Raw genomic sequence first — 12,669 nt, 5'->3', positions numbered from 1 at the left:
AGCTTATGAATAAAGATGAGGTTCATCCTGAACAAGTATTTGAAAAAATTTATCGTGGCAAAGTACAACATATGAAATGTAATGAAGTTGAAGCGATTATTCAAGACATCGTCAATGACTTTAGTAAAGAAAAAATTATTAACTATGCCAATGGCAAAAAGGGAGATAATTATGTTCGATGACAAAATTTTATTAATTACTGGGGGCACAGGATCATTCGGTAATGCTGTTATGAAACGGTTTTTAGATTCTAATATTAAAGAAATTCGTATTTTTTCACGCGATGAGAAAAAACAAGATGATATTCGAAAAAAATATAATAATTCAAAATTAAAGTTCTACATTGGTGATGTGCGTGATAGTCAAAGTGTAGAAACAGCAATGCGAGATGTTGATTACGTATTCCATGCAGCAGCTTTAAAACAAGTGCCGTCATGTGAATTCTTTCCAGTTGAGGCAGTGAAGACAAATATTATTGGTACAGAAAATGTCTTACAAAGTGCTATTCATCAAAATGTTAAAAAAGTCATATGTTTATCTACAGATAAGGCAGCGTATCCTATTAATGCTATGGGTATTTCGAAAGCAATGATGGAAAAAGTATTCGTAGCCAAATCAAGAAATATTCGTAGTGAACAAACGCTTATTTGCGGTACAAGATACGGCAATGTGATGGCTTCAAGAGGGTCAGTAATTCCTTTGTTTATCGACAAAATCAAAGCTGGAGAACCTTTAACGATTACAGATCCTGATATGACAAGATTTTTAATGAGTTTAGAAGATGCGGTAGAACTAGTTGTTCATGCATTTAAGCATGCAGAGACAGGCGATATCATGGTTCAAAAAGCACCAAGTTCAACGGTAGGGGATCTTGCGACCGCATTATTAGAATTGTTTGAAGCTGATAATGCAATTGAAATCATTGGTACGCGACATGGAGAGAAAAAAGCAGAAACATTGTTGACGAGAGAAGAATACGCACAATGTGAAGATATGGGTGATTATTTTAGAGTGCCGGCAGACTCCAGAGATTTAAATTATAGTAATTATGTTGAAACCGGTAACGAAAAGATTACGCAATCTTATGAATATAACTCCGATAATACACATATTTTAACGGTGGAAGAGATAAAAGAAAAACTTTTAACACTAGAATATGTTAGAAACGAATTGAATGATTATAAAGCTTCAATGAGATAGGAGAGATTGACGTTGAATATTGTAATTACAGGAGCAAAGGGTTTTGTAGGAAAAAACTTGAAAGCAGATTTAACATCAACGACAGATCATCATATTTTCGAAGTACATCGACAAACTAAAGAGGAAGAATTAGAGTCAGCGTTGTTGAAAGCAGACTTTGTCGTACATTTAGCGGGAGTCAATCGACCTGAACACGACAAAGAATTCAGCTTAGGAAACGTGAGTTATTTAGATCATGTACTTGATATATTAACTAGAAATAAGAAAAAGCCGGCGATATTATTATCGTCTTCAATACAAGCAACACAAGATAATCCTTATGGTGAGAGTAAGTTGCAAGGTGAACAGCTATTAAGACAATATGCCGAAGAGTATGGCAATACGGTTTATATTTATCGCTGGCCAAATTTATTCGGCAAGTGGTGTAAGCCGAATTATAACTCAGTGATAGCAACATTTTGTTACAAAATTGCACGTAACGAAGAGATTCAAGTTAATAATCGGGACGTTGAACTAACGCTAAACTACGTGGATGATATCGTCGCTGAAATAAAACGTGCTATTGAAGGAACTCCAACGATTGAAAATGGTGTACCTACAGTACCAAATGTATTTAAAGTGACATTGGGAGAAATTGTAGATTTATTATACAAGTTCAAACAGTCACGTCTCGATCGAACATTGCCGAAATTAGATAACTTATTTGAAAAAGATTTGTATAGTACGTATTTAAGCTATCTACCTAGTACAGACTTTAGTTATCCCTTACTTATGAATGTGGATGATAGGGGTTCTTTTACAGAATTTATAAAAACACCGGATCGTGGTCAAGTTTCTGTAAATATTTCTAAACCAGGTATTACTAAAGGTAATCACTGGCATCATACTAAAAACGAAAAATTTCTAGTCGTATCAGGTAAAGGAGTAATTCGTTTTAGACATGTTAATGATGATGAAATCATTGAATATTACGTTTCTGGCGACAAATTAGAAGTTGTAGACATACCAGTAGGATACACACATAATATTGAAAATTTAGGCGATACAGATATGGTAACTATTATGTGGGTGAATGAAATGTTTGATCCAAATCAGCCAGATACGTATTTCTTGGAGGTATAGCGCATGGAAAAACTAAAATTAATGACAATAGTTGGTACAAGGCCTGAAATCATTCGTTTATCATCAACGATTAAAGCATGTGATCAATATTTTAATCAGATATTAGTACACACTGGTCAAAATTATGATTATACATTGAATCAAATTTTCTTTGATGATTTGGAATTAAGACAACCGGACCACTACTTAGAGGCAGTTGGAAGTAACCTCGGAGAAACGATGGGGAATATTATTGCGAAGGCATATGATGTTTTATTACGCGAACAACCAGATGCACTTTTAATTCTTGGTGATACAAATAGTTGCTTAGCAGCAGTATCTGCTAAACGATTAAAGATTCCTGTGTTCCATATGGAAGCGGGTAATAGATGCTTTGATCAGAATGTACCTGAAGAAATCAATCGTAAAATTGTTGACCATGTCAGTGATGTGAATCTACCTTATACAGAACATAGCAGACGGTATTTATTAGATGAAGGCTTCAATAAAGCGAATATCTTTGTGACAGGATCACCGATGACAGAAGTGATAGAAGCGCATCGAGATAAAATTAATCACAGTGACGTTTTAAATAAACTAGGATTAGAACCGCAACAATACATTTTAGTATCTGCGCATAGAGAAGAGAATATCGATAATGAAAAGAATTTTAAATCATTAATGAATGCGATAAATGATATTGCCAAAAAGTATAAAATGCCTGTGATTTATTCAACGCATCCAAGAAGTTGGAAGAAAATTGAAGAAAGTAAATTTGAATTTGATCCATTAGTTAAACAGTTAAAGCCATTTGGTTTCTTTGATTATAATGCATTGCAAAAAGATGCATTTGTTGTGCTATCAGATAGTGGAACATTGTCAGAAGAGTCGTCTATTTTGAAGTTCCCTGGTGTCCTTATTCGAACTTCCACAGAAAGACCGGAAGTACTAGATAAAGGTACGGTTATTGTAGGTGGTATTACCTATAACAATCTAATCCAATCTGTTGAACTAGCAAGAGAGATGCAAAACAATAACGAACCGATGATTGATGCTATTGATTATAAAGACACTAACGTTTCGACAAAAGTAGTTAAAATTATTCAAAGTTATAAAGATATTATCAATCGAAATACTTGGAGGAAATGACGATGAGGATAGCGATTCTTGGCGCTACTAACATTAAGCATATGTCATTATTATCACATTATTTAAACCACATTGATTTGAATATCAATGAGGTGGACATTATATACACTGACAAATATGATATCGAAGAACATATCCAAGGCATCAATAATTACTATAAATATAAAGTAGATATTAAAGAAGATTGGACATTTATCAAAAAAGCTATTGCTTACTATCGATTTAGGCCATACGCTATGAAAATTCTTAAAGAAAATCATTATGATTTTGTCATAGTATGGGGAAGTTATACAGGACACTTATTTAAAAGTTTTTTAGAAAAACACTATAAAAATAAATTTATTTTAAATATAAGGGACTACTTTTTTGAAAATAATAAACTTATTAAGTATAGAATGAAAAAAATCGTTGATGCTAGCAGGCTGACAACATTATCTTCAGAAGGTTTTCTTAAATTTTTACCTAAATCTGAAAAATATAGAATTATTTATAGTTATAACATGAGTATTATTAGAGAAAGTAATGTGACCGATGGATTCAAAAAAAGATGGCCAATTAATATAGGTTTTATTGGTAATGTTAGATTTAATGAGATAAATCAAAAATTGATAAAGGAACTGGCAAATGATTCAAGGTTCCATATGCAATATTTTGGAACAGGGTCGGAAAAATTAGAAGTCTTTGCTCGAGAAAATTTTATTAATAATATTACATTTTCTGGCGGCTTTGACTTGAAAGAAACACCGAAATATTTAAATGAAATTGATATACTTAATAATTTGTTTGGTAATCAAAATATTGCTTTAGATACTGCTTTATCCATAAGAATGTATTATGCGTTGTTTTTAAACAAACCTATTATTACAACAGATGATACATTCACCGCTACAGAAGCTAATAAATTCGGACTGGGTTTTAGTATTAATCCAGAAAATTTAAAAGGTATTGGTGATGAATTGATGGATTGGTATAACAATTTGGATGTAATGGACATTAATCATAAGAGAGAAGCTTATAGAAACGATGTAATTGAAAATAATAAACAGTTCTATCAAGAGATAGGCAGGATATTTAATGAATAAGATATATAATGTCACTTCATATGTTATTGCCATTTTAATGTTTCCTTGCCTTATGTTAGGTGATAAACCTTTATTATTTTTAGCACCTATAAGTTATGGAGTAGGAAAGCTCTTTATAAGCTTCTCGAATAATCCGAATTTTAAATTTTCGAAAATTGTATACGATGTTTTAGGTTTTCTTAGATTAGTATTTATACCTGCTATGATAGTGTTTTTCCAGGATTCAACTATAGATAATTTACCATTAGGACAAGCTTATTTTAATCAAGCGGTTATTTATATGAGTGTGGAGTTTATCATAGGCTCTCTATTTATATTGATACTATCTAAATTATTCAAACATGAAGTGGTATCAAGAAATAGCTTTACACTTTCTGGATCATCAATTTATTACATTGTGTTTGGTCTTGTTATTTGTGGGATTTTTGTAGCTTTTCCCGAAGTGCGCAAAAACATATCATTTTTAATTATTAAAACAGATGCAATGGGAAGAGGAACCGAAGCAACAAGTGGTTTAAATGTCCTTTTTGTAATGCTATTTCAACTTGCCTTAGCGTTATTATTCTTAATAATCGCATATGCTTCATATAAAAAGTATAAAGAGAATCCTAAAATTATTTATGTTGTATTGCCGCTAGCTATAGGAATTTTAAATATTAGTTTAATTGTTGGTGAAAGAAGAAGTTATCAACTTTATACGATGGTTGCTGTTTTAACAGTGGTGTCACTCTTGTTTTCTAAGCACAAAAGACGTATCAATATCATTATTATATCTGTTGGTATTTTCGTATTAGCATTGATGACACTATATAAAGAATTGTATGTGTTTAATTATAGTTCATATAGCGAGGCGTTAAATAGTACAAGTGTAAGTAATCTTAAGATAGTTGACACGTTGCAGTCATATTTTTATGGACCTAGCAATATTGCAGCTTCTATAGACTATTTGAATTACTATAATGGTTCGTTCAAACAATATTTATTTGATAATACTAGAGCTGTTTTTGGTTTTAATTTCTTTGTAGATAAAAAGCAGTTGATTACTAGCCAACTTTTTAACCAATTGATATATGGTAGTAAACAATTGACTGGGCATCTAATTTCGAGTGCTGGATATGGAATTATTTATTTTGGACCCTTATTCTTCTATTTGAATTTAATTGCAAATATCTTTTTTGCATTTCTGAGTGAGTATATTATTCGGAAGAGTCATTCGTTAGAAGTGATATTTATTGGTACATATATTTATATGAGACTTATTACGAGTATTTTTAGTCACCCGACACCATTAATCACATTGATTTCTATGATTTTAGTTGTATATGTTATAGCTATTATCCGAGGCATTATAATAAAAAAATTTACTAAAAAAGTAGGGATAGAATGATTGTAAAAACATTTATGAAATCGAAAATATTTAGATTAATGAATACACCACTATTATTATTTTATAAGAAAGAATATTTAACTGGATATTATTTTGAAAATAAAGTGGCTGGATGGTTATGGGCGTGGAAAGCTGTTCCGTTCAAGTTGTTAGGAATAAATACGAGCTTGCCATTTCCTGCAGATATAACTGTTAGAATGCATAACCCTAATAACATTGTTTTTGATAAAAATGATATTCATATTTTCCAATCGCCCGGGACGTATTTTAATAATTTTTCAGCAGTTATATATATAGGTAGAGGTGTTTATATAGCGCCTAACGTAGGTATTATTACAGCTAATCATAATATTAAAAATTTGAAGTCACATACACCAGGTGAAGATGTCAAAATAGGGAATTATAGTTGGATTGGAATGAACTCAGTTATATTACCAGGAGTAGAATTGGGGGAACATACAATTGTAGGGGCTGGGTCGGTTGTAACAAAAAGTTTTCCAGAAGGTAACGTTGTTATAGGTGGAAATCCAGCGAAAGTCATCAAGAAAATCTGAGGTTAATTATGAGATTAAATAAATTTATTGGCGATTCGTTCTTAATGATTTTAAGCAGTGGCATCGCTCAAGTCATATTAATCATCACTACCCCAATTATTACAAGACTATATTCACCTACAGAATTTGGTGAGTTTACAATTTTTTCAAATATCGCAATGATTTTAATACCAATAATAAATGCAAGATACGATTTGTTGATTGTGAATACCAAAAATGACCGTAGTGCTAATATACTTTCACAAATCAGTTTTTTGATATCATTGCTTATTTTATTAATACTGATACCAATATTTGCGATTAGTGCATGGTTATACCCAAACTTTATATTAGATTTTATTTTCATTATTATTATGTTGTTTTTGGTAAGTTTAACAAACATTTTTACAAATTATCTAAATAAGGAAAGAAAATATAAAGTGTTAAGTTTGATTAATGTGTTTAGAGCTGGATCAATGGCTTTACTTCAAATCATTTTCGGACTTTTAGCATTAGGAAGTCTAGGATTAATTATTGGTTTTTCATTATCCTATATCGCAGGCATTACACTAGGATATAAAACGTTTAAAAAGCACTTTAATATTGTGAGAGATAAAGAAGAAACTAAAGCATTATTTTTAGAAAATAAAAATCAGTTAGTTTATTCAACACCATCAATATTATTAAATAGTTTGTCTTTCTCGGTTGTTGTGTTCTTTATAGGTATTTTGTATACCAATACAGAAGTAGGTATTTATGGTATGGCCATAAGAGTACTAGGCATACCAGTGACAATTATTTCTTTAGGGTTATCAAAAATATTTATGCAACAAGCTAATGACTATTATATTGAGCATGGTAGCTTCCGAAATTTATTACTTAAATTTAGTTCCATACTGGTTATAGTTTCTATAATTCTTTATATGCCACTTTATTTGTTCAGTGAAGAATTAGTCAATATATTATTAGGACACAGCTGGGTTGACGCAATTACAGTTATAAAAATTGTTATCCCATTATTTGTTATCAGGCTGATTGTATCAACGGTATCACTTTCTGTGATTGTATTACAAAAGCAACAGTTAGAATTAATACTACAAGCGTTATTTTTAATAGGTACTACTGTAACATTTGTTATATCAAAAATGCTTAATTTAACTTTTTTAAACTTTGTATCTATTAATACAGTTGTTTTAATCGTATCGTACATGATATTTTTCATAGCACTCTATTATTTTGCTAAAAATAAACAGTTCAAAAATTCTTAGTCTAAATTCATTAATAAAAAGGACGTCGATTAGATGAGTGAAAAAAAGATTTTGATTTTATGTCAGTATTTTTATCCGGAATATGTATCTTCAGCGACGTTACCAACACAATTGGCGGAAGATTTAATTGCGAATCACATTAATGTCGATGTCATGTGTGGATGGCCATATGAATATAGTAATCATAAACAGGTTTCTAAAACCGAGATGCATCGTGGTATTCGCATTCGACGTCTCAAGTGTTCGAGGTTTAATAACAAAAGTAAGGTTGGAAGGATCATCAATTTCTTTAGTTTATTTTCAAAATTCGTGATTAATATACCTAAAATGTTGAAATATGATCAGATTCTTGTTTACTCTAATCCACCAATCTTGCCATTAATACCAGACGTTCTACACAGACTGCTTAAGAAAAAATATTCTTTTGTGGTATATGATATAGCACCTGATAATGCGATTAAGACAGGTGCAACACGTCCAGGTAGCATGATTGATAAACTGATGCGTTACATTAATAAACATGTCTACAAGAATGCTGAAAATGTCATTGTCCTTGGTACGGAAATGAAAAACTATTTAGTAAATCATCAAATTTCTAAAAATCCTGACAATATTCATGTGATTCCTAACTGGTATGACATGCGTCAGTTACAAGACAATCGTATCTATAATGACACATTTAAAGCTTACCGTGAGCAATACGACAAAATTATATTGTATAGCGGTAATATGGGGCAGTTACAGGATATGGAGACACTTATCTCATTTTTAAAATTAAATAAGGATCAGCCTCAAACGTTAACAATACTTTGTGGTCATGGTAAGAAATTTGCAGATGTCAAAACGGCAATAGAAGACCATCGTATTGAAAATGTTAAAATGTTTGAGTTTTTAACAGGTACAGACTATGCTGACGTATTAAAAATTGCGGATGTATGTATTGCATCGCTGATTAAAGAAGGCGTTGGTTTAGGCGTGCCGAGCAAGAATTATGGCTACCTTGCAGCTAAGAAGCCGTTGGTACTCATCATGGATAAGCAATCTGATATCGTTCAACATGTTGAACAATATGATGCGGGTAAGCTTACCACAAATAAAACTAAAAAATAGATTGTGTATAATCTATTGTGAATAATAAAAAAAGATATATTGTATCAATTTTATAATATACTAACGCCTAGGATATTATTTTGTGTTAGAGACTATGGGATCGAACTCTTAGATAAGCTTAAATGGTCAAAAAACATAAAAAGAGTTAATCCAAGTTTTGAGATGCAAATCAATTTTGGATTAGCTCTTTTATTTTTATAATGGGTATTTGGATACAAATACCCATTATTGAGGAGAATTATGGAAGTAGAATAAATGTTAAGGATAGCTACTGTGTAGCATTACCTATACAAGTTACAAAATCATCAAAAATAAATTTGTTATATTGATGTTCTTCTAAAAGCATATTCATACGCTTTTTATATCGGCAGTTATAATCATCAATCAAAATTAACTTGTTTTTTGCACGAGTAATCGCTACGTAGTTGTTTTCTGCATTAAATGACTGATAATGAAAGAAATAATTAGTAAAAAGGATTACTGTATCAGCCTCTAAACCCTTAGAAGCGTGTGTAGTTAACAATAATTTCGAAGTTGTTTGCATTTTATAAAGGGTTTTATTAATGTCATTTTGCAAAATAGTTTGTAGAAGCTCTGATTCTAATTCACCCTCAAATTCATATATAGGAATTTTTAATCTATCAAATAATTCTTCTATATTTTTGATACGTGGTTCATTTTTAATTTTAAGTAAAATATGTTTAATATCAGTAATCAATATATTATCATATTCCAAATATAAATTTTCAATAAAATCATACTCAGAAAAATTGGAATCAAAATAAAACCTTGCAATAGATTCAAGTATAGATTTATTAATACAATTGGTTATATTAGTTTTATTAATAATTTCAAATTCTCTAGGGTAAATATTATCTAATTCCGTATGTAATTTATAAATATCGCTATTATTACCTAAAATAAGGAATGTTTTAGATGAAAGATCTATTATAGATTCTTTAATTAAAAATTTTATAATATTTACTTTGGACTCTGATGGATTGCTAGCATAATAAAATATACTGTGAGAATTGACCAAATTCTCCACTTCTACTTCGGGACTAATTGCTTGTGAAAAGTCGATTATATTTTGCTTACTACGGAAATTATTGTTGAGTTGTAATTTTAAATAATTATCTTTTTTAATTAACTCTTCTAAATATTGAGGTTTCGCACCTCTAAATTGATAAATTGCTTGTTTAGGGTCCCCAATGATAAACATTTTAATTTCAAGTTGAGTATTTAAAAATTGAAACAAGGAATGCATTGCAAAATCACAATCTTGGTATTCATCGATAAAGATCTTCTTATATTTAAATTTTAGATACTCACGTGAGTATATGACCTCTTTTAAAATTTTTAATGACAATTCACACTTGAAGTTTTTTGATGGTTCTTTATAGGTTCCAACAATATTTTCATCAATAATTTGTTGCATGCCTTCACTATAAGAAGTGAATTTATTATCATTCATGTAACTGTAAAATAATTTACTTTCAGTTTTTAAGTATAGAGAAATAAATGGTTCAATAATTTCTTTCTCTAAAAATCCATCTATCGTTCCTATAAAAAGATGTCTGTTGTTAAATTTAACTCTATCTTTTATTTCTTTCGCAGCTTTATTAGTAAAAGTCAGGGCTGCAAAAGTTTGATATGAATCATTATGATCTTTTTCATAAATTAATTTATCAACAAGTAATTTAGTTTTTCCTGTCCCAGCGCTTGCAAGAATAAGAGTATCTTCATTACTGTGAATTGCTTTGTTTCGTGTTTCTAAGTCATTTGTATTATAAGAATTATATTTCATAATCAATAAATCCTTTCAGAACACTAAAACCTTCATATATTTTTTGGGCTTGGCATTCATTTAAATGATTAACAAATTCTACCATGTTAAAAAGTTTTCTTTCTTGAAGTTTTGCAACTGGAGTATCTGTAGTTAATATCTCGCACATATCTTCGCCCATAACTTTATATAAATCATTTTCAAGGTCAATTTCAGAGAGATAAATATTTGATTCTTTTAATTGCAATATATAGGGTGTGTTAGTATTAAAGATTTCTTTTTTCTTTTCTTTTAATTTTATGTCTTTATTTTTGTCATTTAAGTCTAATGTTACTTTTTGTAAAGGACTGGTTTCATTTATGATTTCAAAACATCTTTTAAATCCAGTAGTCATATATTCATTTTGAGAATGTTTCATACGTTGAAGATCATTATCGGTTTGTACAAAATAAACAATATCTAAAGCATCAAATAATTCTGTGTATTTTTTAAATCCGACACCATCAACTTGAAGTGTATATTTTCCGTCAATTTCTTTTTCTGGATATATAAAATTCAAAACAGTTTCAAACAAAGTGTATTCCGATCCACCTTCAACTAAGAGGACATTATTATAAAATATAGCTTGTGATAATCCTTTATTTAACATTTTTTTAATATTTTTATATCCTTCTGGTAGATAATGATGATAAGAATTTCCAATACTTTTATTGGGATTTGAAATCCTAATTAATTGTGTATCATCCATTTCATATAAAACTTCAGAAGAATGTGTAGTTAAAAAGAAGTAACTATAAATCTTGTCATTAAACAATTGTTGTGAAAAAGCTACTTGCATGGACCTGTGCAAATTATTTTCAGGTTCTTCAATTAAATATATAACTATATTACTGTTAGCAAACTTTTCAGTTATCATTTTAGTTAATGCATAGGTTAGTAATTTTTTTCGACCATCGCCTCCAGTTGGGTAATAGCCATCCTCATTAGTCCATTTAATGTAAGGAATAAGATTATTTAAATAACCATTTATTGCAATTTCAGAGCGGAGTTCTATATTCATTGATTCATTTCTAAATGATTTGTAGGAGGATGTTAAACTTTCTTGAGCTTCTTTAACTACATCAAGTTTACTAATATTATTATTTAAGTCATTTATGTTTTGGTTGATGTCATTTTCTATAGTGATATCATCTTCAGTTTTAAAACTATTATTAAAAAGACTTTTTTTATATTTTTTAAAAGTATGCTCTAAAGAAGAGGTGGGGTTAACATACTCAACGTGAAAAATATCATCTATAGCAGAAGTTTGTCCTCTAACTGGTACCAATTCTAAGTCACTTAATGTTGACCCCCAGTATAAAACTGGGTTACCAAAGATTTCTTTTTCATCAAATACCCCTTTTAACATAATAAAAAAAGAATCAGGATAATCGAGATTGTTTCTAGCTTCTTTGATTTTAGAAATTAATAGTTTAGAATCATGAGATTTTGGTGTTTCATCACTTCTATCACTTATATCAATTTCAATTATTATTTCAATTGGCAAGGTAGTATCATTTTTGTGGTAATCTGAAGATTTAAATCCATTAATTCTAATTTGTCTATCAAATATAAACCTAATTGCTTGTAATAAATTTGTTTTTCCAATGTCATTCATTCCAAATATGATATTTCTATTATTTAAAGCTAAATTTATATCACTAAAATTCCTGAAATTTTTGACTTTAAGATTTTTTAATTTCACATCTTCACCCCATAGTTTCTCTATACTAAATTACGAATATAAAATATCTAGGTTTCAAACCACAAAACCACTTAATTTTTCAAGTAATAAATTATAAGTCTATGGTTACTATAATAACGGTTATTTTATAAGACTTATTAAATTATTTTTAAGAGGTTTTGTGGTTTTTATAATGATAGTAACTATACTTTTTTTATTGTTTTTGCAACTAAAAGTCAAGTCCAGACTCCTGTGTTAAATGCTATACAATGTTTTTACCATTTCTACTTATCAAAATTGATGTATTTTCTTGAAGAATAAATCCATTCA

The 12,669-nt window shown here is 29.7% G+C and carries 10 protein-coding genes and 1 pseudogene; 9 read left to right on the top strand and 2 right to left on the bottom strand.

The window, feature by feature from the left end; all coding sequences use genetic code 11:
* Nucleotides 1–5: 5 nt before the first annotated feature.
* The 9 genes and pseudogenes from JV528_RS14925 to cap8L form a co-directional block, all read left to right on the top strand.
* Nucleotides 6–182 (top strand): hypothetical protein, encoded by a 177-nt coding sequence (locus JV528_RS14925; protein ID WP_398572690.1) that lies wholly within the window; start codon nt 6–8, stop codon nt 180–182.
* The gene (gene cap8E, locus JV528_RS13580) at nt 172–1,200 is read left to right on the top strand and encodes a type 8 capsular polysaccharide synthesis protein Cap8E (protein ID WP_000459062.1); all 1,029 of its coding nucleotides are present in this window, start codon (nt 172–174) and stop codon (nt 1,198–1,200) included. Before JV528_RS14925 ends, cap8E begins: the two co-directional genes overlap by 11 nt.
* A 12-nt stretch (nt 1,201–1,212) precedes the next feature.
* Nucleotides 1,213–2,322, top strand: coding sequence for a type 8 capsular polysaccharide synthesis protein Cap8F (gene cap8F, locus JV528_RS13575; RefSeq protein ID WP_001028290.1), 1,110 nt, complete (start codon nt 1,213–1,215; stop codon nt 2,320–2,322).
* Between the two features lie 3 nt (nt 2,323–2,325).
* Complete coding sequence (gene cap8G / locus JV528_RS13570; RefSeq protein ID WP_000413165.1) at nt 2,326–3,450, top strand: type 8 capsular polysaccharide synthesis protein Cap8G; 1,125 nt, start codon at nt 2,326–2,328, stop codon at nt 3,448–3,450.
* 2 nt (nt 3,451–3,452) lie between these two features.
* Complete coding sequence (gene cap8H / locus JV528_RS13565; RefSeq protein WP_001216929.1) at nt 3,453–4,532, top strand: type 8 capsular polysaccharide synthesis protein Cap8H; 1,080 nt, start codon at nt 3,453–3,455, stop codon at nt 4,530–4,532.
* Complete coding sequence (gene cap8I, locus JV528_RS13560; RefSeq protein WP_204177513.1) at nt 4,525–5,919, top strand: type 8 capsular polysaccharide synthesis protein Cap8I; 1,395 nt, start codon at nt 4,525–4,527, stop codon at nt 5,917–5,919. Before cap8H ends, cap8I begins: the two co-directional genes overlap by 8 nt.
* The gene (gene cap8J / locus JV528_RS13555; RefSeq protein WP_204177515.1) at nt 5,916–6,473 is read left to right on the top strand and encodes an acyltransferase; all 558 of its coding nucleotides are present in this window, start codon (nt 5,916–5,918) and stop codon (nt 6,471–6,473) included. Before cap8I ends, cap8J begins: the two co-directional genes overlap by 4 nt.
* Nucleotides 6,474–6,481: 8 nt before the next feature.
* Nucleotides 6,482–7,720: a type 8 capsular polysaccharide synthesis protein Cap8K gene (cap8K, locus tag JV528_RS13550; protein ID WP_001238812.1), complete on the top strand. Its 1,239-nt coding sequence runs from the start codon at nt 6,482–6,484 to the stop codon at nt 7,718–7,720.
* Between the two features lie 33 nt (nt 7,721–7,753).
* Nucleotides 7,754–8,800 (top strand): annotated as a pseudogene (gene cap8L, locus JV528_RS13545) (type 8 capsular polysaccharide synthesis protein Cap8L); the annotation flags it as partial.
* A 298-nt stretch (nt 8,801–9,098) separates the two neighbouring features.
* Here cap8L and JV528_RS13540 read toward each other — a convergent pair.
* Complete coding sequence (locus JV528_RS13540; RefSeq protein ID WP_204177517.1) at nt 9,099–10,637, bottom strand: UvrD-helicase domain-containing protein; 1,539 nt, start codon at nt 10,635–10,637, stop codon at nt 9,099–9,101.
* A complete protein-coding gene (locus tag JV528_RS13535; RefSeq protein ID WP_204177518.1) occupies nt 10,627–12,360 on the bottom strand; it encodes an ATP-dependent nuclease in 1,734 nt (577 codons plus the stop codon). The genes JV528_RS13540 and JV528_RS13535 overlap by 11 nt, the downstream gene beginning before the upstream one ends.
* Between the last annotated feature and the right edge of the window lie 309 nt (nt 12,361–12,669).

The sequence above is a fragment of the Staphylococcus sp. GDB20D11A genome (assembly GCF_016893255.1).
Classification (GTDB): domain Bacteria; phylum Bacillota; class Bacilli; order Staphylococcales; family Staphylococcaceae; genus Staphylococcus; species Staphylococcus aureus.
This window is presented reverse-complemented; position numbering and strand designations above follow the sequence as displayed.

Excerpts from the sequence above, each read along its gene's own strand:
- JV528_RS13540 (WP_204177517.1), bottom strand. The coding sequence starts at position 10,637 with ATGAAATATAATTCTTATAATACAAATGACTTAGAAACACGAAACAAA.
- cap8K (WP_001238812.1), top strand. The coding sequence starts at position 6,482 with ATGAGATTAAATAAATTTATTGGCGATTCGTTCTTAATGATTTTAAGC.
- cap8H (WP_001216929.1), top strand. The coding sequence starts at position 3,453 with ATGAGGATAGCGATTCTTGGCGCTACTAACATTAAGCATATGTCATTA.
- cap8I (WP_204177513.1), top strand. The coding sequence starts at position 4,525 with ATGAATAAGATATATAATGTCACTTCATATGTTATTGCCATTTTAATG.
- cap8E (WP_000459062.1), top strand. The coding sequence starts at position 172 with ATGTTCGATGACAAAATTTTATTAATTACTGGGGGCACAGGATCATTC.
- cap8G (WP_000413165.1), top strand. The coding sequence starts at position 2,326 with ATGGAAAAACTAAAATTAATGACAATAGTTGGTACAAGGCCTGAAATC.
- JV528_RS14925 (WP_398572690.1), top strand. The coding sequence starts at position 6 with ATGAATAAAGATGAGGTTCATCCTGAACAAGTATTTGAAAAAATTTAT.
- cap8J (WP_204177515.1), top strand. The coding sequence starts at position 5,916 with ATGATTGTAAAAACATTTATGAAATCGAAAATATTTAGATTAATGAAT.